Raw genomic sequence first — 24,873 nt, forward strand, 5'->3', positions numbered from 1 at the left:
GAGCGACAACCCGATCGTGGTTGCGTATACACTGAAATAATCGGACGCAGGCCTTGCATCGAGAACCGTTTTTTCTGGATTACAAAATTGCACCTTATTTTCAAAACGGCAGGCGGATAAATTGATTTTTAGTCTATATTTTGATCGGACGGACTTATCGGAATCCGGTAAGCGCCCCATATGCCGGATTTCCGGGGCATAGATTCCCGGAAGAGAAGTTGCCGGAAGCGGGATCCGGTGTTCCGCCCGGAAAAAGCAGGGGCGGAGCCTTTACAGGCTCCGCCCCGCCCAATCTTACCGTCATCCGTCAATACACCTCGAATTCATAGATTCTGGCGGTATTTCCTTCGCTTTGGTCAGGTTTTGAGACCACAAGCCTCACGTATCGGGCTGTTACGGGCTGCGGAAGAACCCTGTCGGTTTCGAGGGCCGTGTTGTCGTAGACCGTGTCCACCGTTTTCCACTCTTCGCCGGTGCTCCGGCGCACCTGCAGGGAGTACTCCTTTGTGATGTAGTCCAGGGCTTCGAGCGCAGCGTGCATGACATACCAACCCCGGATCGTAGTCTCCCGTCCGAGATCCACCCCCAGCAACTTGGGTTTGGCATCGCTGTAATCGCACCACTTGGTGGATACGTCCTCGTCGGTGGCGCACTCGGCCCTCTCGGAGGCGTTGACCTCCCCCGACCTTTCCACGACGGGTTTGCCGTAGAGCAGGTTTCGCCGCCCGGCCTGCGAGGCGTCGGCGCCTTTCACGGGCAGCTGCACGCGCAGCAGGTCGCAGGCCGCACCGATACCTCCGGCGGGGTCTTCGGCCACCGTCGCCGCCGACAGGGCTTCGGCCACCGGCGCCGCGAACACCACGATGCGCGGGTCGTCGGGCAGTACCAGCTGCCGTGCCCCCTCGGGGATGTCGAGGCCGATGCGGAACATGTAGGTGAATTCGTAGGGCCTGTCCTCGTTGCGGATCATATCATGCTTGTGCGTGCCCACGAAGGCCACCTGCGCATCCTTGAGGTAGGGCTCGGTATGCCCCGTATGGCCCCACTGTCCGATGAAGCCGCCATAATAGGGTACCAGTGCCGTGTGCTCCTTTCCGTCGACGGTGAACACGGCCTGCGTGTCGTACATGGTCGAGGCGGCCAGCAGGTAGAGCTTGCCATAGCGCCCGCGGGGCAGGTCGATGGTGTCGCGGCGGCATTTGACGCCGTTCTCCGCGGCGGGATCCCCCATCTCGAAGCCGACACCCCCGTACATGATGCGGGACGGCAGCAGCTCGGCGGCGTAGGAGCAGCCCTTGCCGTCGAAGTTGGCGTCCGAGCGGAACGGGTTGTAAGAGGCCGTTTTGACGTTGTAAGGCAGCTCCACCGCCGCCTCCGCGGCGGGCGTGAGCGCCCGGGCGGGCTTGGCGAGTTTCACGCGGAAAGTCTTCATGCCGAAGGGCCCGACCTCGAAGCGCAGCTCGCGGCCGCAGAACTCCGCGTCGCCCACGACATCCTCCACGCCGTTGAGCTCCCGGGCGTCGACGATCTGCGCCGCGAAGCCCACCACGGCCTGCTGCGACCCGAGACCCGAGGTCTCGTAGAAACGAACCACATATTCGTCCGAATCCTCGGCCTGTTTGAGCGCCCGCAGCGCCACATTGGGGTTCTGCGAGGAGGCCAGCGAGAAGCTGCGGCCCAGCACCCCGCCATGGCGAGGCGCGACGAATGCCCGAAGCGGCTGGTTGAGCACCTCGGCCTTGCGCACGGCACCTCCCGCGCGGTAATCGCCCGCGTGCCCTACGATCGAGTAGGTGAACGTATGGTGTCCGAAGTCCTGCTTGTTCTGGTAGGCGTAGCCGCCCTTGGTCGCAGGCGTATGCAGCAGCGTAAGGCGCAGCGTGTTGTCCGCGGGTTTGTCCCAGCCGTACTTGCTGTCGTTGAGCACCGAGACCCCGTAGCTGCCGTCCGCGTCGGTGAGGTCGGCCCACTGCTGCGCATAGACCTCGTAGGCGGTCGCGGTGTTGTTGCCCCGCGCCACGGAGCCCACGCCAAGGTCATAGACCGCCTCGGGGTTCGAGACCGAAAGCGGGAACTCGGCCTTCAGCAGCGCATTGGACGACTGCCAGTCGATGTCGTTCACAAGGTCGATCCTGTCGGCCTGGGCGCCTTCGCGCAGCGTGATCCACTGCCGGAAGCGGGAATCCCCCAGCGTGCGTTCCACGCATACCGAGGCGCGCAGGGGCCCCTCTTCGGCCACGGAGACCTTCACCTCGCCCGTGATGGCCTGCGGCGATGCGTCCACGGTCTTCTTGAGGATCTCCCAGGCCGGCCAGCTGTAAGACTCGTTCTGCGGGAAGAACGCAAGGCGGATGGACTTGCCGGCGGCCACCAGCTCGCGACCATGACGCTTGTCGACGATCGACGAGATGTCGCCGTTGGCGTCCAGCGTAAGTTTATAGACGCTGTTCTCCAGCCCCCATGCGCCGGCCTTTATCGCCGGGGCCTTCGGCTGCCCGCCCTTGCGGATGTCGTAGACGGCATACCCCGCAGCCGGGACGGTGGCCTCGACCAGCAGCCGCGTCTGCCCCTGCTGCGTGCCCAGCACCTGCGAGGGAACCCGGACGCCCTTGTCGTCGTAGACCGTGAACTTGCTGCCTTCGAGCGGAAGCGTAACCTCCACCACGTCCGAGACCTCGAACCCCGCAGCGTTGTAGAGCACCACGGGGAGCCCTTTGACATCGGTATCCAGACCCCGCGAAACCGCGCCAACCGAGGTCGTGAGTACGTCCCCGAACTGTTTGAGCGAGATCAGCTCGTCGTTCCACGAGAACTCGTAGGCACGGGGGAGGCTCGTACCCGTAAGGTCGTCGTGAAACTGGTGCCAGATAAAGCGTTTCCAGGCCTCGGTGAGAACCTCGCGCGGGTAGGGCACGGCCCCGAGCCAGTCGGCGGCAACGGCGCTGCGCTCGGCAGCGTCCGCAAGCTGCTCGTTACGGCGGTTGTAGAGCTTCATCGCGGCCTGCGAGGTATAGCAACCCGTGGCATGCACGTCCATCAGCAACTCCCCGTTCCACACCGGAAGCTCCGGGTGGGAGGAATAGGGAAGATAGTCCTTGTAGAGGCGGTCGCTCGTGGCGCTGATGATCTCCACCGGCCCGTTGCCCTGCAGTCCCAGTTCCAAAGCCCGAACCGACTCGATGGTCGGGGCGCCGCCCGTGTCCCCCGTACCATAGTAATGGTAAACGGCATTCAGAGGGTTGCTCTGGGCGATGTCCTGCAGGTACTTGCTGTGACTGAGGTCTTCGTAACGCCACTTGGTCGTATAGTTGTGCGCGTCCATCACGGCCATGATACGGGAGCCGTCAACGCCCTGCCACAAGCCGATCTCGAACGGAATCTTGCTCGTACCGTGGAACGGGCGGTGCCGCCACATGAGTTTCTGAGTCGAGAAACCGATAAGACCGCTGTGGGCCGCGATCGTCGGAAGCGTCCACCCGAAACCGAAGCAGTCCGGAAGGAAGATGTCCGTGCCTTCGACCCCGAATTCGCGGCGATAGAAGTGCTGTCCGTACAGGATATTGCGCGTGAAGGACTCCGCGGACGGGATATTCGGGTCGGTGGCGTCCCACGTGCTGCCCGTGACATGCCAGCGACCCTCGCGGATGTAACGCTTGATCAGTTCGTACTGGTGCGGGTAGTACTCCTTCATCCACTGGTACTTGATGCCGCCCTCAAAGTTGAACACGTAATCGGGGTAGGTGCCAAGGAGAAACAGGTTTTGATCCAGCGTCTTCGGGATGTACTCACGGATCGAACGCTGCACATCCCAGTTCCACTGGGAATCAAAATGCGCATTGGATACTAAATAAGCTTTGGGGCTATTCTGTGAAAAGACATGTGCTGAGATCAGCACAGACAGGAACAATAATAAAATTCGTTTCATGGGCTGGTTGGTTTAGACTATTTCTGGGTTAAAGAATTTATATCCGTATCGGGTTTCAAAATTAGCCGGAAACGCCCCGCAAAAAATATTTTTAAATGACATATTAGTATGATCTTTTGACATAATTCGTAAAAATGCACGAATAACCCGGATATTTCGTTCTCCCGGCACAAAAACGGGGCTGCGGGGCATCCGGCAAAAACGGAGGAGCCATGTCCGGACAACAAAAACAGGAATGCGGAAAGCACCCCGGACACACGGCTACGGATAGACGGAGAAGCAGCCGGACAAAGGCAGGCCCGGGCAATCCGGTGCCGGGAGGGGTCAGCGGCAGCTGAACATGACGCTCTGCGAAGCGCCGTGTTCGTCGATCACGGTCAGGCGGTGCTTCCCCGGCGCCGGGCGGACGGAGATTTTGTGTTCGAAAGAGGTCGAACCGACGTAGTCGTCGTCGATATGCCAGAACAGCACGGCATTGCGGTCGCGGTGCACGGCCGTAAAGACAAGGCTCTGCTGTTCCCCTTCGAGCGACCTCGGGGCGACCAGCACACGCCCCGGCTGCGGGTAGATGATGTCGATGGGATTGTTTTCGGCCCGGTTACCCGGCAGGCCGGGATGCAGCGGGGGCAGCGGTCGGTAGTCGGGATGCTGCCGGCGGTAATACCACTCCTGCGCAGGCGGGAGGATAAACATCGGCATGCGGACGATCCTGGCCGGGTCGTAGCAATCCGCCGTCACACGGTATTTCAGGTCGGCGCTCAGGTTGACGATCCGGTGGTAGGGGCACACCTCCCCGAGGGCGGCCGCACGGGGAATCATCACCGTATCGCGGTCGGGGCAGATATGCGAAGCCAGATAGCCGCTCTGGCGGCAGACCACGGCGGGTTCCAGGTCGCCGACGGGCTCCGCGAACCACTCCCCTTTGGGCAGCAGGCCGAAGACCTCGAACAGGACAGGCGCAGCATACCCCACGCCCGTCATCAGCGGGCGTCCCTCACCCGTGCAGTTCCCCACCCAGACCCCGACGGCATAGTCGGGGGTCATGCCGACAGCCCACGCATCGCGGTTGCCGTAGCTGGTACCCGTCTTCCAGCCGATCTTCTTCGACGAGGAGAAATACTGCCATTCGCCCTCCTCCTCGGGACGGGCCACGTGGCTGATCGAATTGGCCATCAGCCATATCGCGCCCCGTGAGAGGGGAATATCCCCGGCATCGACCGCAGTACCGCCGTCGGGGTCGTAATGCGGGGTGCGTATCGTCTGCCGGCCGTTGAGTTTGGCCGCCAATTTCATGTAGGCCGAGGTCAGATCCCACAACGAAATCTCTGCGCCGCCCAGAATCAGCGAAAGCCCGTAATGGGCGGCGCTCCGGTCGATCGTCCCGAAGCCCAGGGCACGCACCAGCGCAAGGAAGTTCTCCTTCCCGTACTTGTCGAGCATCCTCACCGAAGGGACGTTGAGCGAACGCTCGACCACCCGGTCGGCAGGCACCGCCCCGTCAAAGGTACGGTTGTAATTGTGGGGTGTGAAGTCCCTGTAATAGGTCGGCACGTCGGGGAAAAGCATCGCAGGCAATGCCGTCCCGTTGTCCAGCATCGCAGCATAGAGCAGGGGCTTGAGCACGCTGCCGCTGCTGCGCGGGGCGGGAATCACATCGACGCTCGTACCCTCGGTGCGGTCGGCGGGGTCGTACACGTTCCCTACGTAGGCGAGCACTTCGCCGCTCCCCACGTCCATGACGACGATGGCCATGTTGTTGATCTTATTGCCCCGGTAACGCTTGTTGTAGCGCCGGGCGAGGTCGTTGACCCGGCTTTGCAGGTCGTAGTCGAGCGTCGAGCGGAGCGACCCTTCGCGCATTTTACCCAGCAGGTACATCGCCTCCATCGGCATCGGTTCGGGGGCGTCGGGCAGATGCTCCTGTTTTGCGAGGGCGCATGTCAGCGAGTCGATACGGCCGTCGTGCCAAATCCGGTCGAGCAGCCCGTCACGCTTCTCCCGCAGCCGTTCGCGGTTGCGGCGGATATGGATCAGCGACGGGGAGTTGGGCAGCACGGCGAGCATGGCGCATTCGGCCCACGAAAGCTGTGCCGCACTGCGGCCGAAATAGTACCACGCGGCACTTTCCAGCCCGACCACGTTGCCTCCGAAAGGCGCATGGGAAGCATAGAGGGCCAGGATTTCATCCTTGCTGCAACGCAGTTCGAGGCGCGTGGCGAGCACCATCTCGACGAACTTTTCCCGGAACGTGCGGGGTTTCCCGCCGCGGCTCAGGCGGATGGTCTGCATGGTGAGCGTGCTCGCCCCGCTCGTGATCCGCCCGGCCGCAAGGTTCTGCCGCACGGCACGCCCCAGCGCCAGCGGATCCACCCCGAAATGGCGGTAAAAACGTTTGTCCTCGTAGGTCGTGATGGCGACCCGGAACTTTTCGGGGACGCTGTCCGTGGGAAAGAAACGCCACTGGCCGTCGGAGGCGACCTTGGCCGACATCAGGCGGCCGTCGCGGCTCCACACGGTCGCCGAAAAAGGCTCGTCGAAGAGCGTCCGGGGCAGGAACAAACAATACCCCGCGGCGAGCATGGCAACGACCAGCATCGCGAAAAAACATATTCTCTTTTTAGCCGGTTTTTTTGCCATATTTTTACGTATCTTTGGCAAAGTTACCTAAAATCCCCCATTATGAAAACAATATGCCATGCTTTGTTTGCGCTGTCCGCCCTGCTCATCGCCTCGTGCAGCAAGCAGACGTCCGACATCATCGAATGGTCGACCAACGGAGTGACGGGCGTCAGGATGCCTCTCCACGTGACGTTCGTCGAAAACGTACAAGTCGAGGAAAGCGCCATGCAGGATGCCATATCGATCACCCCGGCCGTCGGTTTCGACGCCTACCTGTCGGGGATGCGCATGATCCGCATCGTCCCCAAATCCCCGCTGCAATACGACACGCAGTACAAGGTGGCCATCGACGCCGCGAAACTCACCGGCCGGCAGCACAAGGGCATCGCGGAGTTCAGGTTTGCGACCCCCAAACTGCGGTTTACCTACAACGACAACTGGTTGCAGCAGAACGACGAGATGACCGGCTATGTGCTCATCGGCGAGATCGTCTCGTCGGACTATGCCGAGGGCAGCTACATGGAACGGAACCTCAAAATAAGCGGCACGGCGGGTACCGACGTCAAATGGACGCATTCGGAAGACGGGCTCACGCACCAATACACCGTGGGCAACATCGTCCCGCGGGGCGATGAGGGCTATACGCTGACGCTCGATTTCAATTACGACGAAAAGCAAACCCTCCGGGTGGAAGTCCCCCGCAAGGACGAATACGCGGTCATCGACCACAGCGTAAATCCGGAACCGCTCGCCATCGTGGTCACCTTCTCCGAACCCATCCGGCAGAACCAGGATCTGAAAAACCTGATCCGCTTCGACACCAAGTTCCGGACTTTGGTCGACAAAAACAGGCTCTACATCTATCCCGAAGCACGCCCCACGGGAGCGCATAGTGTCACGATCGGCCGCGACGTAGTGAGCAAGAACGGGCAGAAGCTCAAGGAGAGCTATTCGTTCACGGCTACGCTGCCGTCGCGCACCCCCTCGATTCGCTTCACGGGCAAAGGCTCGATCCTTCCCTCGTCGAACGACATGTCGCTGCTGTTCGAGGCGGTGAACTACCAGAAAGCCCGGGTGCGGGTACGAAAGATATTCGCCAACAATCTGCTGCAATTCTTCCAGCAGAACTACTACGACGACCAGTACTATTCATCCATGGATTACGTGTCGCGCGTCGTCCGCGACACGACCATTGACCTGGGGGCCAGGTCTTCGACCAGGCTCGACCAGGGCAATACCTATTCGCTCGACCTGAGCCGCCTGATCACCGACAGCCGCAAGTCGATGTACCTGCTCGAAATCCGGGGTGTCGACCCGCTTACGCCCGTCGACGACGAATACGACTACGACTATTATTTCGGGGATTACAGGACTTACAAGGAGCGGTCGAAAGTGGTCGTGCAGTCCGACATCGGCCTCATCTGCAAGAGCAGCGGCAGCGACCAGTACGTCGTCTACACGACCGACCTGGTCTCCGCCCGCCCCAAAGGGGGCTGCAAAGTCAGGGCCTACGACCGGCAGAACCAGGTGCTGGCCGAAGCGAGCACCGATTCCGAAGGGCGGGCCGTGCTGAGGACGAAGGACGAGCCTTACATCGTCACGGCCGAAGCCGGAGGGGACGTCACCTTCGTGAAGGTAGAACCGGGCACAGCCCTGTCGCTGAGTAATTTCGACGTGGGCGGCACGGCAAATCCCAAGGGGATAAAAGGCTATATCTTCGGCGAACGCGGCGTATGGCGCCCGGGCGACGACATACACCTCACGTTCATCGTCACCTCGGACAATCCGCTGCCCGAAAGCCACCCGGCATCGCTGGAATTCTTCAACCCGAACGGGCAGTTGGTGCAGTCGCTCGTGAACAACAGCTCCTCGGACGGCATCTACACGTTCAGCCTGGGGACGACGCCGGCGTCGCCGACAGGGCTATGGCGGGCCAAGATCACCTTCGGCGGCGCACAGTTCGAAAAATCCGTCCGGGTGGACGCGATCAAGCCCAACCGGATGAAAATCGAGCTGAAACTCGGGGACGGGCAACTGGTCGACGCCGCGCATTTCACGGGCAGCCTGACCGCCCGGTGGCTGCACGGCGCCCCTGCGGCCGAAGCCAAGGCGGTGCTCCAGGCGCAGTTGTCACAGACCGCCACTCGCTTCAAGGGCTACGAGGGCTATTCGTTCGACGACGCCTCGAAATACTTTGGCACCGAGGAGCGGGAAATCGTCACCGGCACCACCGACGCCCAAGGGTCGCTGTCGCTCTCGACCGACGAACTCTCCTCGCTGGAAGGGCTGAGCCCCGGTATGCTGAGCGGCAAATTCACGGTGAAGGTCTTCGAAAAGAGCGGCGACTTCAGCGTCGACCAGCAGGTCGCGACCGTATCGCCCTATGACACCTATTTCGGGATCGGGGTCGCCACCCAGAAAAGCGACTGGGGCGACGAATACCTCGACAGCAGGAAGGAGCATATCATAAAGGTCGTGATGCTCGACGCCAAGGGCAAGCCCGAACCCGGCAGTGAAAACGTGCTCGTATCGGTCTACAAAATGGATTCCTACTGGTGGTGGGACGCCTCAACGCCCAATTCCCAGGCGCACTACGCCAAAAATGCGCTCAACTCGAATTACAAGACCCTCCAGGCAACCCTTTCGAACGGCACGGGGCAGGCCACGATGCGCTGGAGCACGGGCGATTACGGCTATTACATGATCCGCGTCACGAGCCCGAACCGGGCACACTCGGCGACCCGGATCGTATGCGTATCCTCGTCCGATTGGCGGGGCGACGTCACTTCGGTGACGGATGCCGCCACGCGGCTCGCCCTCACCCGCGACAAGGCCAAATACGTCCCGGGGGACAAGGCCAGGGTCACCATCCCCTCGTCGCCGGGCGCACGGGCGCTGGTCGGCATCGAAAGCGGCAGCGTCGTGCGGGAAAGCTTCTGGGTGGAGTGCACCGGCAAGCAAACCGACATCGAAATCCCCGTCAAGGAGGGGATGGCCCCCAACATCTATGTCTCGGTAACACTCGTCCAGCCCCACAACTCGACGCTCAACGACGCACCGATCCGCCTGTTCGGCGTGACGCGGCTCGACGTCGAGGACGCCGCGCGAAAGCTCACCCCCGTGGTCGAGATGCCCGAAACGGTAAAACCCGAATCGGAGGTGACGATAAAAGTCCGGGAGAAAAACGGCCGGAAAATGAGCTACGTGCTGGCGCTCGTCGACGAGGGACTGCTGGGGCTGACACGCTTCAAGACCCCCGATCCCTACGGTTATTTCAACGCGACCGAGGCACTGGGCGTCCGCACGTGGGACATGTTCGACTATGTCATCGGCGCCTATGGCGGCAGGATCGAACAGATGTTCGCCATCGGCGGCGACGCCGAGCAGCCGAACACGGGGGCGCTCAAGGCACAGCGGTTCAAGCCCGTCGTACGGTTCATCGACGCACAGAAACTGGGCGCCGGGAAGACGAACACGCATAAAATCACGCTTCCGCCCTACTTCGGCGAGGTTCGGGTGATGGTCATCGCCTCGAACGGCCGGGCGTTCGGCGCCGCGGAGAAGGATGTCGCGGTGAAAAAACCGCTGCTGGTGCAGGCCACCATGCCCCGCGTAGTTTCCACCGATGAAGAGGTCGAGGTTCCGGTCACGGTCTTCGCCCTCGAAGACGGGGTCGGGAAAGTCGACGTGAAAATCGCCGCGAACGAATCGTTCTCGCCCGTCGGGCCGTCCAGCAAGAGCATTACGCTCGGCCGGAGCGGCGAGGAGGTCGTATCGTTCCGCCTGAAGGTCAACAAGCGAACCGGCATCGGGAAGGTGCGGGTCACGGCTGCGTCGTCGGGCGACAGCTCCGCGTCAGAAATCGAGCTGGACGTCCGGGAACCGAACCCCTATGTGACCCTGTCGAAGGACTATGTCATCGACCCGGGCAAGACAATGGCGGTAAAACCGCTCAAGGAGAACGGCGAGGCGAAGCTGGAACTTTCGTCGATCCCGCCCATAGACCTTTCTCGGCGCCTCGAATACCTGGTGAGATATCCCCACGGCTGCATCGAGCAGATCACCTCGGGCGCCTTCCCGCAACTCTACCTGCCTTCGGTCGTGGAGTGCGACGCGAACATGTTGCAGGATATCGACCGCAACGTCAAGAGCGTGCTTTCGCGCCTGGGCAGCTACCAGCTCTCCGACGGCGCATTCGCCTACTGGAGCGGCAATACGTCGAGGTCGGAATGGGGGACGGTTTACGCGACGCACTTCCTGATCGAGGCTGCGAAACACGGCTACGGCGTGGACAGGGCGATGCTCGACCGGGTGCTCAAATACCTGCGCGGCAACCCCTCAGACTACTACCTGACCCAGGCCTACACCCAGTATGTGCTGGCGCTGAACGGGACTCCGACCCGGGGTGCCATGAACCAGCTCCGGGAAAAGGCCGCCTCGCTGAGCGGCGACGCCAAGTGGCTGCTGGCGGCAGCATACGCACTGGACGGCAACCGGAAGGTCGCCGAGGAACTAATCTCGCTCTGCGTGGACAACGCGGAAAAGGCCAACCCCTACGACGGCACCTACAACAGCGACGAACGCCGGATGTCGATCTCGCTCATGACGCTCACGATACTCGGACGCCGCGAAGAGGCTTTCCGCATGGCGCTGAAGATGTCGGACATCCTCAAGAAGGACAGGTGGCTCAGCACCCAGTCGACGGCATGGATGCTCAGCACCCTTTCCAATTTCGCCGTAGCGGGACAGAACGGCATCGACGCCACTGCGGGCAGGGAGCTCGTCAAGACCGACAAATCCATCGCGAGCATGCCCCTGGCCGCACCGACCGAGGTGAGGAACAATGGTTCGGGCAGCCTCTATGCGGTCGTCAGCCAGAGTTATACCCCCGGCAAGGGCGAGGAAACCGAAGCTGCGAACGGCATCCGGATCGACGTGCGTTACACGAATATGGACGGTGAGGCCATCGACCCGGCCTCGATCCGGGTATCGACCGATTTTTACGCCATCGTGACCGTCTCTAACACCAGCGGCCACGAACGGTACGCCGATCTTGCGCTGACCCACATCTTCCCGGCAGGATGGGAGATCACCTCCGAACGGGACTTGTCGTCGCTCACCTACCAGGATATCCGCGACGACCGGGTGCTGAGCTACTTCGACCTGAGCCGGGGCGAAAGCAAGGAGATACCCGTCAAGCTGACGGCAACCTACAAGGGGCGCTACTACCTGCCTTCGGTCTACTGCGAGGCGATGTACGACAACGCCGTCCGCGCCCTGAAAAAGGGACAGTGGGTCGAGGTGGTCGATTAATGCCGCCCCGGCAGCCGGGAAAACGCAGCGCAACCAGCAAAAGGTTCCGGCGACACCTGAAAATATTATGGCAAAACGGCTTCGGGCATCCGGAGCCGTTTTTATTTCCGGATTCGTACTCCCGTAGGGAAAACGCCGCTAAATTCGGGTATAAGAGGCACTTTCCTCCGGTAAAATAGGAATTTGGAAAATATTTTTAATATATTTGTTGCCAAGGTTAGTTAGATTAGTCATATTATGTGCGAGAAACTGTTTATTTTCGACACCACGCTCCGTGATGGCGAGCAGGTGCCGGGCTGCCAATTGAACACCACCGAGAAGATCGAAGTCGCCAAGTTGCTGGAAAGCCTCGGCGTGGACGTCATCGAAGCGGGGTTCCCGATTTCCAGCCCCGGAGACTTCAACTCCGTACTCGAGATTTCGAAGGCCGTTTCGGCCCCGACGATTTGTGCGCTGACCCGCGCCGTGAAAAAAGACATCGACGTGGCCGCCGATGCCCTGCGACTGGCCAGGCACAAGCGCATCCACACGGGTATAGGCGTTTCGCCCCAGCACATTTACGACAAACTGCGCTCGACGCCCGAGAAAATCCTCGAACAGGCCGTCGAGGCGGTGAAATACGCCAAACGCTATGTCGAGGACGTGGAGTTTTACGCCGAAGACGCCGGGCGCGCCGATCCTCAATACCTCGCCCGCGTGGTCGAGGCCGCCATTGCGGCCGGGGCTACGGTGGTCAACATTCCCGACACCACGGGCTACTGCCTGCCCCACGAATACGGCGCGAAGATCAAATACCTGGTCGACCACGTATCCAACATCGACAAGGCGATCATCTCGACCCACTGCCACAACGACCTGGGCATGGCTACGGCCAACACCCTGAGCGGCATCCTCAACGGTGCGCGGCAGGCCGAGGTGACAATCAACGGCATCGGCGAACGCGCAGGCAACACCTCGCTCGAAGAGGTGGTGATGACGCTGCGCTGCCACAAGGAGATCGCCGTCGACACCGGCATTGACGCACGCCTGATCACCAAAGCCTCGCATCTGGTGTCGAGCCTGATGAACATGCCCGTGCAGCCCAACAAGGCGATCGTCGGCCGCAACGCCTTCGCCCACTCGTCGGGCATCCACCAGGACGGCGTGCTGAAAGACCGCCAGACCTACGAGATCATCGACCCGCAGGACATCGGCCTCAACGAGTCGGTCATCGCCCTGACGGCCCGCAGCGGCCGCGCGGCGCTCGTACACAGGCTCGAACTGCTCGGCTACGACCTCACGCAGGAAGAGCTGGACGCAACCTACGCCAAGTTCCTCGAGCTTGCCGACAAGAAAAAGGAGATCCACGACTACGACCTGTTATACCTGGTAGGCGACATCGACCGCATGAAACAGCAGTCCGTATCGCTCAAATTCCTGCAGGTGACCACCGGCACGCTCGTCCCGACGGCGACCGTGGTGCTGAAGTTCGGCGACCACGAGCGCATGGCCATCGCCACGGGCAACGGCCCGGTGGATGCCGCCGTGTCGGCGATCAAGACCCTGATCAACGAGAAGGTCGTGCTCATGGAATTCCTCATGCAGGCCATCACCCGCGGTTCGAACGACGTGGGGCGCGTACACGTACAGGTACAGTGCGGCAGCCGCACCGTCCACGGCTTCGCCGCACACACCGACACCACACGGGCGTCGATCGAGGCGTTCCTCGATGCGCTGCGCGTACTGAACGTAACCGAACGCAAGGAAAAGGAGGAGTAAGATGGGCAGGACACTTCTGGACAAGATATGGGATGCGCACACCGTGCGCACCGAAGACGGCGGACGCTCGGTGCTCTACATCGACCGCCAGTACATCCACGAGGTGACGTCGCCCGTGGCTTTCGCAGGCCTGGAACGGCGCGGCATCGGCGTGGCACGCCCGGCACAAATCACCGCCACGGCCGACCACAACATCCCGACCGTCGACCAGCACCTGCCGATCGCCGAGACCGAATCGCGGCGCCAGGTCGAGGCGCTGGAGGCCAACTGCGCCAAATTCGGCATCGAACATTTCGGCGTGGGAAACCCGCGCCAGGGCATCGTGCACATCATCGGCCCCGAACTGGGATTCACACAGCCGGGCATGACCATCGTCTGCGGCGACAGCCACACCTCGACGCACGGGGCACTGGGCGCCGTGGCATTCGGCGTCGGCACCTCAGAGGTCGAGATGGTCTTCGCCAGCCAGTGCATCATCCAGTCCAAGCCGCGGAGCATGCGCATCACGGTCGACGGGACACTGCGCCCGGGCGTCGAAGCCAAGGATGTCGTGCTCTACATCATCTCGCAACTCACCGCTTCGGGCGGCACGGGCTACTTCATCGAGTTCGCCGGCGAAGCGATCCGATCGCTCTCGATGGAAGGGCGCATGACCGTCTGCAACATGAGCATCGAGTGCGGGGCGCGGGGCGGCATGATCGCACCCGACCGGACGACGTTCGACTACCTGCGCGGGCGCGAACGTGCGCCGCAGGGAGCGGCGTTCGACCAGGCCGTCGCCCGCTGGGAGGCGCTTTACAGCGATGCCGACGCCGTATTCGACAAGGAGTACCGGTTCGATGCTGCCGACATCGCCCCGATGATTACCTACGGCACCAACCCCGGCATGGGCATGGCCGTCGATGCGCAGATCCCGGCCGAGGCCGACCCCAAGGCATTGGAGTACATGGGATTCAAAGCCGGGGAAAAGCTGCTCGGCAAACCCGTCGACTATGTCTTCGTGGGCAGCTGCACCAACGGCCGCATCGAAGACCTGCGGCGCTTCGCCAAGCTGGTCGAAGGCCGGCGCAAGGCCCAGGGCGTGACGGCATGGATCGTCCCCGGTTCGAAAGGCGTCGAAGCCGCCGCACGGGCCGAAGGGCTCGACAAAGTGCTCGCCGCCGCCGGGTTCGAGCTCCGGCAGCCGGGCTGCTCGGCGTGCCTGGCGATGAACGCCGACAAGATCCCGGCAGGCAAATACAGCGTTTCGACCTCGAACCGCAACTTCGAAGGGCGCCAGGGGCCCGGTGCGCGCACCATGCTTGCAGGCATTGCGGTAGCCGCCGCGGCCGCGGTATGCGGCAGGATCGAGGATCCGCGCAAGGTGTTTGAAATGTAAAAATTTTTAACTTCGGTTTGGATCGGCCGGTCGTTGCCGCCGCCTTCGGCGTCGTTTATAATTCCGGCCCACCCCCAAACCCCCGCCTCAGGCAGGGGCTTACATGCCGCTTTGCGGCAAAATGGCCGCTGCCGAATGCCGGAAAAAACAAAACCAATATGTCCATACCCAAATTCGAAACCTTCACCTCGGGGGCCGTGCCCGTGAGCACGGAGAACATAGATACCGACCAGATCATCCCGGCACGTTTCCTGAAAGCCACCCAGCGCAAAGGATTCGGCGACAACCTCTTCCGCGACTGGCGCTACGACGCCCGGGGGCAGCGGATCGCCTCGTTCCCGCTCAACGACAGCCGTTATGGGGGCAAAATCCTCGTCGCAGGCCGCAATTTCGGCTGCGGCAGTTCGCGCGAGCACGCCGCATGGGCCATCGCCGACTACGGGTTCCGCGTCGTGGTGTCGAGCTTCTTCGCCGACATCTTCCGCAACAATGCCCTCAACAACGGGCTGCTGCCGATCACCGTGAGCGGGGAGTTCCTCGCGGCGGTCTTCGCGGCGATCGACGGCGACCCTGCGACGCAATTCACCGTAGACCTGGACAACCAGACGCTGATGATCTGCGCCACGGGCCGCAGCGAGCACTTCGAGATCGACGCATACAAGAAGCGGTGCCTTCTGAACGGCTACGACGACGTGGACTACCTGCGCAGCATCGCGCCCCAGATCGAAGCGTTCGAACAGGCGCATAAATAGCCGCGCGATGTATCCCCGCGTAGAGATAATGGATACCACGCTGCGCGACGGCGAGCAGACGTCGGGGGTTTCGTTCAACGCCCGCGAAAAACTCTCCATCGCCCGGCTGTTGCTGGAAGAACTGTGCGTGAGCCGCATCGAGATAGCCTCGGCGCGGGTTTCGCAGGGCGAGCAGGAGGCCGTGCGCCGCATCGCCGAATGGGCTGCCGCGAAGGGTTATACCGACCGCATCGAGGCGTTGGGATTCATCGACGGCGGCGTGTCGCTCGACTGGCTCGGCCAGGCCGGGTGCCGCGTGGTGAACCTGCTGGCGAAGGGGTCGCTCAAACACTGCCGCGAACAGTTGCGCCGCACCCCGCAGGAGCACCTCTGCGACATCCGCGCCACGATCGGCGGGGCCGTCGCACGGGGCATGAAGGTGAACGTCTACCTCGAAGACTGGTCGAACGGTATGCTGCATTCGCCCGGGTACGTCTACACGATACTCGACGGGCTTGCCGACGCCCCCGTGCAGCGCTTCATGTGCCCCGACACGCTGGGCATCCTCGACCCCTATGTCACCGAACGGTTTTGCCGCGACATGGTGACACGCTATCCGCAGCTTAGGTTCGACTTCCATGCCCATAACGATTACGACCTGGCCGTGGCCAACACCGCAGCTGCGGTGAAAGCCGGGTTCCACGGGGTTCACGTAACCATAAACGGGCTGGGCGAACGCGCAGGAAACGCACCCCTGTCGAGCACGGTGGCCGTGCTGCACGACCGGCTGCACTGCCTCACGGGCATCGACGAAACGAAGATCAACCACGTCAGCCGCATGGTCGAGACCTACACGGGCATCCGGATCCCGGGCAACCGCCCGATCGTCGGCGAAAACGTCTTTACGCAGTGTGCCGGCATCCATGCCGACGGCGACAACAAGAACAACCTCTATTTCAACGAGCTGCTGCCCGAACGCTTCGGACGTGTACGCGAATACGCCCTGGGCAAGACCTCGGGCAAGGCCAACATCCTGAAGAACCTCGAAGCGCTGGGCATCGAGCTCGACGAAGCCTCGATGCGCAAGGTGACCGAACGGGTGGTCGAACTGAGCGACAAGAAGGAGCTGGTGACGGCCGAAGACCTGCCCTACATCATCGCCGACGTACTGCGCTACGACCAGGTCGAAAACCCCGTGCGGATACTCAATTACAGCCTGTCGCTGGCACAGGGGCTGCACCCGGCCGCTACGCTCAAGATCGAGATCAACGGCTGCGAATACGAGCAGACCTCGGTCGGCGACGGCCAGTACGACGCCTTCATGCGGGCGCTCAGGCAGATCTACAAGCACCAGCTCGGCCGCGAGTTCCCGATGCTGCGCAACTACACCGTCTCGATCCCGCCCGGCGGACGAACCGATGCCTTCGTGCAGACGATCATCACGTGGGAGACGGGCGGCAAGGAGTTCAAGACCCGCGGGCTGGATGCCGACCAGACCGAAGCCGCCATCAAGGCGACGATCAAAATGCTGAACATAATCGAACCAACATACAACGACCATGGATGTTAACATAGCCCTTTTAGCCGGCGACGGCATCGGCCCCGAAATCATTGCCGAGGCCACGAAAGTACTCGACCGCGTGGCGGCGAAATTCGGACACCGATTCGACTACCGCGAGGCGTTAGTGGGCGCCTGCGCCATCGACGCCACGGGCGACCCCTATCCCGACGAGACGCACGCCATCTGCCAGGCTGCCGACGCCGTATTGTTCGGTGCCATCGGCGACCCCAAGTACGACAACGACCCCAAGGCCCCGGTACGTCCCGAGCAGGGACTGCTGCGCATGCGCAAATCGCTGGGACTGTTCGCCAACCTGCGCCCCATCGCATTGTTCGACACGCTGGCCGGCCGCTCGCCGCTCAAGGCAGAGGTGGTGCGCGGCACCGATTTCATCTGCGTGCGCGAACTGACGAGCGGCATCTATTTCGGCCGACCGCAGGGGCGCAACGAAGCCGGGACGGAGGCTTTCGACACCTGCACCTACACGCGCACGGAGATCGAACGCGTGCTGGACGTCGCATTCCGGCTCGCCATGAGCCGCCGGCGGCGCCTGACGGTCGTGGACAAGGCCAACGTACTCGAAACCTCGCGCCTGTGGCGGGAGGTCGCGCAGGATATGGCGCCCCGGCACCCCGAAGTGGAGCTGGAATTCATGTTCGTGGACAACGCCGCGATGCAGATCGTACGCCAGCCGACCCATTTCGACGTGATCGTCACCGAAAACATGTTCGGCGACATCCTCACCGACGAGGCCAGCGTCATCAGCGGCTCGCTCGGCATGCTCCCCTCGGCGAGCGTCGGGTCGGAAGTGGCGCTCTTCGAGCCGATCCACGGCTCCTATCCGCAGGCTGCGGGGAAGAACATCGCCAACCCGATGGCCACGATCCTCTCGGCCGCCATGCTGCTCGAACACCTGGGGCTCGACACGGAGGGCAGCGCCGTGCGGGCCGCCGTAGACCGGGCACTCACCGAAGGCGTCGTCACCGCAGACCTCGCCGCACAGGGCGAACGCCGCTACTCGACCTCCGAGGTCGGGGACTTCATCGCCGCGCATATTTAGGCACGCCCCGCTCCGGGGGCTCCTATCCGCAAAAAAGGGGTTGCAACCGCAAAGGTTGCAACCCCTTTTTCCGTGCAGGCCACGAGGCGCACCCCGCCCGGACAGCAACGCCACGGCCCGGCAGCCGGTTTATATCCCGGCCACGAATTGCTCGAGTGCCCCCAGGTCGGCCGCCATAGGCTCCGAAACCCGGGGCAGGCAGGCGAGCCGGGCCAGCCGCGGAGGCAGCGGAACCGCAGCCCCCGTGACGGGGGAGATGACCTCCCCGAATTTGGCGGGATGCGCCGTAGAGAGGTAAAATCCCGGTTTCCCGCACGCTACGGAAGCGGCATATCCGATGGCGCTGTGCGGGTCGGAAAGGTATCCGTAATTGCGGTGCAGCCCGTCGATCGTACGGCGGATCATGGCATCGTCGCAGCGGAATCCCTCCAGTTCATCACGCAGGGCATCCGGCTCACCGCCGCAGAGCCACAGCATACGTTCGAAATTGCTCGGCGCTCCGACGTCCATCGCATTGGCCGGCGTCCGCACCGACGGCCTCGGACGGTACTCGCCGCTGCGCAGGAACTCGGGCACCACGTCGTTCCGGTTCGAAGCCGCGACGAATCCGCCGAGGGGGAGCCCCATGCGGCGGGCGAGCATCCCGGCCGAGAGGTTTCCGTAGTTACCGCTCGGCACCACGACCACAGGCCGTCCGCCGCCCGTCTGCTGCCGCCACAGGCAATAGCCGTAGAAATAATAGAATGCCTGCGGTATCCAGCGCAGCAGGTTGATCGAATTGGCCGACGACACGCGGTGCCCCGCACGGAATTTTGCGTCGGCAAACAGCCCCTTGACCAGCCGCTGGCAGTCGTCGAACGTCCCGGCCACACGCAGCGGGTGGATATTGCCGCCGAGCGTGGTCATCTGGCACTCCTGCAGCCGGCTGATCTTCCCTTCGGGATAGAGCAGCACCACCTCGACGCCCGGCACGCCGTAAAACCCGTGCGCCACGGCGCTGCCCGTGTCGCCCGACGTAGCCGTCAGAATCACCAGTTTTTCGCCGGCACCGCCCATCAGACCGATCATCCGCCCCATGAAGCCCGCACCGTAATCCTTGAATGCGAACGTCGGGCCGTGGAAGAGCTCCAGCGTATAGCGGCTGCCGACACGGCGAAGCGGCAGCGGAAAGTCGTAGATCCGCTCCATCTCCCGCCGCAGGAGACCGGGGTCGATGTCGTCACCGAAAAAAAGTTCCGCCAGGTATCCGGCCAGCGCGGCATAGGACTCCCCGGCCAGCCGCTCCGCGACGGCCATATCGGCCTGCGTGATACGTTCCGGGACGAACAACCCGCCGTCGGGTGCCAGCCCCGCCTGCACGGCCTCGCGAAGCGAAAAGGCGCGTGCGCATGCTTTGTCTTTCGTGCTATAATATTTCATCTGTTTGTCGTTTTATACTATTCCACAATCCTTGCCCCGCAGTTCGACACGCGGCCCGCATATATCTTGCAGCCGATACCGGGGCGGGCGAAATGCGCCCGCATCCGCTGCGCGACCCGCTGCGCGACGGCCTCATCGGCGGCCAGGGCGAAGATCGAAGGCCCCGACCCGGCAATGTTCATCGCCAGGGCGCCTTCGGCGAGCACCCCTTCTTTCAGCACATCGTAACCCGGAATGAACCCCTTGCGGTAAGGCTCCGCCACCACGTCGTGCATCGACCGACCGATCAGCGCCACGTCGCCCAGGGCGAACCCGGCCACCAGCCCGCCGACATTGCCCCACTGCGTCACGGCATCGTGCAGGGGTACCTCGCGGGGAAGCACTTCGCGCGCCTCCTTGGTACTGACCACGATGTCGGGATGCACCACGGCATAGAAAAAGCCCTCGGGGACAGGCAGGCGCACGATGTCCAGCGGTTCGTACCCCCGGATCAGCACCACGCCGCCCAGCACGGCAGGGCCCACGTTGTCGGCATGGGACGTACCGCCGATGAGCGCCTCGCCCATCATCGCGAACTCCACGAGCCGCTCCCCTGAAAAGGGACGTCCCAACAGTTCGTTCACGCCCCAGACCGCTGCGGCCGACGAAGCCGCACTCGACCCGATGCCGCTGCCGGGAGCGATCTTTTCGAGGATCGTAACCTCGACCCGCACGGGTTTTTCGTATGCCCCGAGCAGTGCCATCACCGCCGGGGTAATCACGTTGTCCTCGTTTTTGGCAGGAAGTTCCTTCCCGCTGCGGTTGCGGATAACGAGCCCCCCAGCACCTTCTTCGATGCCAACCTCCAGCAGGTCGCCCACGCCGTCGAGCGTCAGCCCCATCACATCGAAGCCGCAACCCAGGTTCGCCACCGTTCCCGGGGCGAAAACTTTGATATATCGCATGATAAAAATCTCCTTTTGAATGAAACCACCTTTGATCGAACCGGGCTTTCCGTTCCGGCAGCCTTGGCCGGAAAATGCATAACAGGTATGCTCGTGACGGAAAAATAACAACTACACCCCCACAGGGGTTGTCGTTGTCGTCGTCGTTGTAGTGGCGGTAGCGGAGATAAGGACGGTGAAAGAAACGGTGCACGCCACCGGGCTGCAGGCTACCCCGCATCCCCCGGTCATCGTATGGTTCCGTTTCATATCCATCGGGGACAAATATAAAACAAAAAAATTTAATATCCAAATTCGGGTAACAAATCGTAAGACGCCCTAAAAAGCACTGGCGGCCGCTTTATATATAATAGGAGTAGTCCGGAAAGGCTGAAAATACCGAACTTGACGACAAACCGTAAGATATTAGGGGTTCCCGGAAGGCCTGCCTTCCTCCGAATCGGGCTAAAAGCGGTTAAAAGACCCAAAAAAATGCGGTTTTAAACTGTAAGCTGAAAGGCATCTATCCGGGTCGTCATAAAGCATAAGAGGGGTAATAGGTTCCGGATTATCACATTATTAAATTTTTTGCAAAATTATTTTGACGAAACGATTTTATATCCCTATCTTTGAAACGAAACAAATACGGAAATTCCGGACATGAACGCCCAGAACCATTCGAATAATAACGTCATTAATCTGCTGCTCGTCGTCTTTGGCAAGATAACGGGAGAAAGGTGATGTGTATATCCGAAAGATGATAAAAAGGCCTTTCTCCCGCTGGAGAAAGGTTTTTTATTATCCGGGCAGATGGCAAAGGCACAATATGCAGAAAACAAGAAGAAGATGAAACACCCACTCAGAAGTGCCGTCACGACGACGGGCCGGCGCATGGCCGGAGCCAGGAGCCTGTGGCGTGCCAACGGCATGCGCGAAGAGCAGTTCGGCCGTCCGGTCATCGGCATCGCCAACTCGTTCACCCAGCTGGTTCCGGGACACGTGCACCTGCACGAGATCGGACAATACGTCAAGCAGCGGATCGAAGCGCTCGGCTGTTTCGCCGCGGAATTCAACACCATCGCCATCGACGACGGCATCGCCATGGGACACGACGGCATGCTCTATTCGCTGCCCTCGCGCGAGATCATTGCCGACAGCGTCGAATATATGGCCAATGCCCACAGGGTCGACGCACTGGTCTGCATCTCGAACTGCGACAAGATCACCCCGGGCATGCTGATGGCCGCCATGCGGCTCGACATCCCGACCGTCTTCGTATCGGGCGGGCCGATGGAGGCGGGGCATCTCGGCGAGCGGGCGCTCGACCTGATCGACGCCATGGTAATGGCTGCCGACGAAAATTGCAGCGACGAACAGGTGGCGCGCGTCGAACGCGCCGCATGCCCCGGCTGCGGTTCGTGCTCGGGGATGTTCACCGCCAACTCGATGAACTGCCTGACCGAAGCGCTCGGGCTCTCGCTCCCGGGCAACGGCACCGTCGTGGCCACGCATGTCAACCGCCGCCGCCTGTTCGAAGAGGCCGCAGCGCTGATCGTCCGCAATGCCGAACGCTATTACTTCGAGGGCGACGACTCGGTGCTCCCGCGCTCGGTGGCCACGAAGGCAGCCTTCGAGAATGCCATGTCGCTCGACATCGCCATGGGCGGCTCGACCAATACGGTGCTGCACCTGCTGGCCGTGGCCCACGAGGCCGGGGTAGATTTCACGATGCAGGATATCGACCGCCTTTCACGCCGGGTGCCCGTACTGTGCAAGGTCGCCCCCAACTCGCATTACCATATCCAGGATGTCAACCGTGCGGGCGGCATCCTCTCGATCCTGGGCGAACTCGCCCGCGGCGGACTGCTCGACACCTCGGCCGGGAGGGTCGACGGGCGCACGCTCGGCCAGGCCATCGCGGCCTTCGACCTGCGGAGCGAAACGGCGAGCAGCGAAGCCAAACAGCGCTACCTGAGCGCCCCGGCCGGCCTTTACAGCCGGGAACTGGGCACACAACGGACTTATTACGACACACCGGACACCGACCGCACGGCAGGCTGCATCCGCGATCTGGAACACGCCTATTTCCGCGACGGCGGGCTGGCCGTACTGACGGGCAACATCGCCCGCCGGGGCTGCATCGTCAAGACGGCCGGCGTCGACGCGTCGCTGTTTGTCTTCCGCGGGCGCGCCCGCGTCTACGAATCGCAGGAGCAGGCCATCGGCGGCATCCTCGGCGGCGAGGTGCAGGCCGGCGACGTCGTTGTCATACGCTATGAAGGCCCCAAGGGCGGCCCCGGAATGCAGGAGATGCTCTACCCCACATCGTACCTCAAATCCAGACACCTCGACAAAGCCTGCGCGCTGATTACCGACGGCCGCTTCTCGGGCGGAACGTCGGGGTTGTCGATCGGTCACGTCTCGCCCGAAGCGGCTTCGGGCGGGGAGATCGCCGTCATCCGCACGGGCGACGAGATCGAGATCGACATCCCGCGGCGCTCGATCCGCCTCATGGCCGGCGACGACGAAATCGCCGCGCGCATGGCCGCACAGCAGCATTTCCGCCCCGCGGCACGCGACCGCCGCATACCCGCGTCGCTAAGGGCCTATGCCAAGCTGGTCAGCTCGGCCGACAAAGGGGCCGTACGCATCGTCGAAGAAGAATAAAACCGGACAACACCATGAATACGAACACGACAACCAGAACCGAAGGACAACAGCCCGGCCCTTGTATCACAGGGTCGCAGGCCCTGCTCGAATCGTTCCTGCGCGAGGGTGTGGACACGCTTTTCGGGTATCCCGGAGGAGCCATCATCCCCGTTTACGATGCGCTTTTCGACTACCGCGACCGGCTGCGCCACATCCTTGTCCGCCATGAACAGGGCGCCGTACATGCCGCGCAGGGCTACGCCCGCGTCAGCGGCCGCGTAGGGGTTTGCCTGGTCACCTCGGGCCCGGGGGCGACGAACACCGTGACCGGACTGGCCGACGCGCTGATGGACTCCACGCCGCTGGTACTGGTGACCGGACAGGTGGGTTCGTCGTTGCTGGGCACCGACGCCTTCCAGGAAACCAACTTCGTGGGCATCACGCAGGCCGTAACCAAATGGAACTGCCAGGTCAAGCGTACCGAAGACATTCCCGGGGCGATTGCCAAGGCGTTCTATATCGCCCGTTCGGGGCGTCCGGGCCCTGTGGTGGTGGACATCACCAAGGACGCCCAGTGCGGGACGGCCCCGTTCCGCTACGAAAGACTGACGTCCATCCGCAGCTACGTCCCCGCACCCGCGCCCGCCGAGGAGTGCATCGCCGAGGCGGTACGGCTGATCGACGCCGCACAACGGCCGCTGCTGATGGCGGGACAGGGCGTGATGCTCGGAAACGCCGAAGAAGAATTGCAGGCCTTCCTCGCAAAGAGCGGCATACCGGTCGCCTCGACCCTGCTGGGGCTGTCGGCCGTGCCGACCTCCTCGCCGCAGTATGTCGGCATGCTGGGCATGCACGGCAACTACGGCCCCAACATCCGCAACCAGGAGTGCGACCTGCTCATCGCCGTGGGGATGCGTTTCGACGACCGCGTGACGGGCAACCCCAAATGTTTCGGGGCGAATGCCAAGGTAATCCACCTGGAGATCGACCCCGCCGAGATCGACAAGATCGTACACGCCGACGTGGCCGTCATCGGCGACGTGAAACAGACGCTCCCGCTGCTCACCCAAAGGATCCGCCCCGCCGCGCACAAGGCCTGGATCGAAGGGTTCCGCGCCTGCGACAAAGTCGAATACGAGGCGGTCGTCCGCAAGGCGATCCGCCCGGAAGGCGGCTGCATCCGCATGGGCGAGGTCGTAGACACCGTAGCGCATGCCTACGACAACGACGCGGTGCTGGTGACCGACGTCGGGCAACAGCAGATGTTCGCAGCGCGCTATTTCGGGTTCCGCCGCAGCCGCAGCCTGGTAACTTCGGGCGGCCTGGGCACGATGGGCTTCGGGCTTCCAGCCGCCATCGGCGCCAAACTGGGCGCCCCCGACCGCGAGGTATGCCTCTTCGCGGGCGACGGCGGGCTGCAGATGACCATCCAAGAGCTGGGGACGATCTTCCAGTCGCAGGTCGCCGTAAAGATCGTATTGCTCAACAACTCCTATCTGGGCATGGTACGGCAGTGGCAGGAACTCTTCTACGACCG

The 24,873-nt window shown here is 62.3% G+C and carries 12 protein-coding genes; 8 read left to right on the plus strand and 4 right to left on the minus strand.

Features of this window, described 5'->3' with window-relative positions:
- Positions 1 to 307 precede the first annotated feature (307 nt).
- Positions 308 to 3,925: a glycoside hydrolase family 38 N-terminal domain-containing protein gene (locus QVP03_RS11660; RefSeq protein WP_022333587.1), complete on the minus strand. Its 3,618-nt coding sequence runs from the start codon at positions 3,923 to 3,925 to the stop codon at positions 308 to 310.
- 324 nt (positions 3,926 to 4,249) lie between these two features.
- The gene (gene pbpC / locus QVP03_RS11665; protein WP_022333588.1) at positions 4,250 to 6,562 is read right to left on the minus strand and encodes a penicillin-binding protein 1C; all 2,313 of its coding nucleotides are present in this window, start codon (positions 6,560 to 6,562) and stop codon (positions 4,250 to 4,252) included.
- A 42-nt stretch (positions 6,563 to 6,604) separates the two neighbouring features.
- Here pbpC and QVP03_RS11670 point away from each other — a divergent pair, with 42 nt between their 5' ends.
- The 6 genes from QVP03_RS11670 to leuB all read left to right on the plus strand — a co-directional run bounded on the left by QVP03_RS11670 (position 6,605) and on the right by leuB (position 18,345).
- A complete protein-coding gene (locus QVP03_RS11670) occupies positions 6,605 to 11,857 on the plus strand; it encodes an alpha-2-macroglobulin family protein (protein ID WP_288210799.1) in 5,253 nt (1,750 codons plus the stop codon).
- A gap of 237 nt (positions 11,858 to 12,094) precedes the next feature.
- A complete protein-coding gene (locus tag QVP03_RS11675; RefSeq protein ID WP_022333590.1) occupies positions 12,095 to 13,615 on the plus strand; it encodes a 2-isopropylmalate synthase in 1,521 nt (506 codons plus the stop codon).
- A 1-nt stretch (position 13,616) separates the two neighbouring features.
- Entirely contained in the window at positions 13,617 to 14,993 is a 1,377-nt protein-coding gene (leuC, locus tag QVP03_RS11680) for a 3-isopropylmalate dehydratase large subunit (protein ID WP_022333591.1), read from the plus strand.
- Positions 14,994 to 15,151: 158 nt separating this feature from the next.
- Positions 15,152 to 15,745, plus strand: coding sequence for a 3-isopropylmalate dehydratase small subunit (gene leuD, locus QVP03_RS11685; RefSeq protein WP_022333592.1), 594 nt, complete (start codon positions 15,152 to 15,154; stop codon positions 15,743 to 15,745).
- Between the two features lie 7 nt (positions 15,746 to 15,752).
- Positions 15,753 to 17,294, plus strand: a complete 1,542-nt coding sequence (locus QVP03_RS11690; protein ID WP_022333593.1) for an alpha-isopropylmalate synthase regulatory domain-containing protein — start codon at positions 15,753 to 15,755, stop codon at positions 17,292 to 17,294.
- Positions 17,284 to 18,345, plus strand: a complete 1,062-nt coding sequence (leuB, locus tag QVP03_RS11695) for a 3-isopropylmalate dehydrogenase (RefSeq protein ID WP_022333594.1) — start codon at positions 17,284 to 17,286, stop codon at positions 18,343 to 18,345. Before QVP03_RS11690 ends, leuB begins: the two co-directional genes overlap by 11 nt.
- A 129-nt stretch (positions 18,346 to 18,474) precedes the next feature.
- Here leuB and thrC read toward each other — a convergent pair whose 3' ends face one another.
- Together thrC and QVP03_RS11705 are read right to left on the minus strand one after the other, a co-directional pair.
- Positions 18,475 to 19,764, minus strand: coding sequence for a threonine synthase (gene thrC, locus QVP03_RS11700; RefSeq protein ID WP_022333595.1), 1,290 nt, complete (start codon positions 19,762 to 19,764; stop codon positions 18,475 to 18,477).
- A gap of 17 nt (positions 19,765 to 19,781) precedes the next feature.
- Entirely contained in the window at positions 19,782 to 20,708 is a 927-nt protein-coding gene (locus tag QVP03_RS11705; protein WP_022333596.1) for a homoserine kinase, read from the minus strand.
- Between the two features lie 825 nt (positions 20,709 to 21,533).
- Here QVP03_RS11705 and ilvD point away from each other — a divergent pair.
- Positions 21,534 to 23,354, plus strand: a complete 1,821-nt coding sequence (gene ilvD, locus QVP03_RS11710; RefSeq protein WP_022333597.1) for a dihydroxy-acid dehydratase — start codon at positions 21,534 to 21,536, stop codon at positions 23,352 to 23,354.
- A 14-nt stretch (positions 23,355 to 23,368) separates the two neighbouring features.
- On the plus strand, positions 23,369 to 24,873 hold a 1,505-nt coding region (gene ilvB, locus QVP03_RS11715; RefSeq protein ID WP_288210800.1), incomplete at its 3' end, for a biosynthetic-type acetolactate synthase large subunit.

Source organism: Alistipes sp. CAG:29 (assembly GCF_000435435.1).
GTDB classification, from domain to species: Bacteria; Bacteroidota; Bacteroidia; order Bacteroidales; family Rikenellaceae; genus Alistipes; species Alistipes onderdonkii.

Excerpts from the sequence above, each read along its gene's own strand:
- QVP03_RS11660 (WP_022333587.1), bottom strand. The coding sequence starts at position 3,925 with ATGAAACGAATTTTATTATTGTTCCTGTCTGTGCTGATCTCAGCACAT.
- pbpC (WP_022333588.1), bottom strand. The coding sequence starts at position 6,562 with ATGGCAAAAAAACCGGCTAAAAAGAGAATATGTTTTTTCGCGATGCTG.
- QVP03_RS11670 (WP_288210799.1), top strand. The coding sequence starts at position 6,605 with ATGAAAACAATATGCCATGCTTTGTTTGCGCTGTCCGCCCTGCTCATC.
- QVP03_RS11675 (WP_022333590.1), top strand. The coding sequence starts at position 12,095 with ATGTGCGAGAAACTGTTTATTTTCGACACCACGCTCCGTGATGGCGAG.
- leuC (WP_022333591.1), top strand. The coding sequence starts at position 13,617 with ATGGGCAGGACACTTCTGGACAAGATATGGGATGCGCACACCGTGCGC.
- leuD (WP_022333592.1), top strand. The coding sequence starts at position 15,152 with ATGTCCATACCCAAATTCGAAACCTTCACCTCGGGGGCCGTGCCCGTG.
- QVP03_RS11690 (WP_022333593.1), top strand. The coding sequence starts at position 15,753 with ATGTATCCCCGCGTAGAGATAATGGATACCACGCTGCGCGACGGCGAG.
- leuB (WP_022333594.1), top strand. The coding sequence starts at position 17,284 with ATGGATGTTAACATAGCCCTTTTAGCCGGCGACGGCATCGGCCCCGAA.
- thrC (WP_022333595.1), bottom strand. The coding sequence starts at position 19,764 with ATGAAATATTATAGCACGAAAGACAAAGCATGCGCACGCGCCTTTTCG.
- QVP03_RS11705 (WP_022333596.1), bottom strand. The coding sequence starts at position 20,708 with ATGCGATATATCAAAGTTTTCGCCCCGGGAACGGTGGCGAACCTGGGT.
- ilvD (WP_022333597.1), top strand. The coding sequence starts at position 21,534 with ATGAAACACCCACTCAGAAGTGCCGTCACGACGACGGGCCGGCGCATG.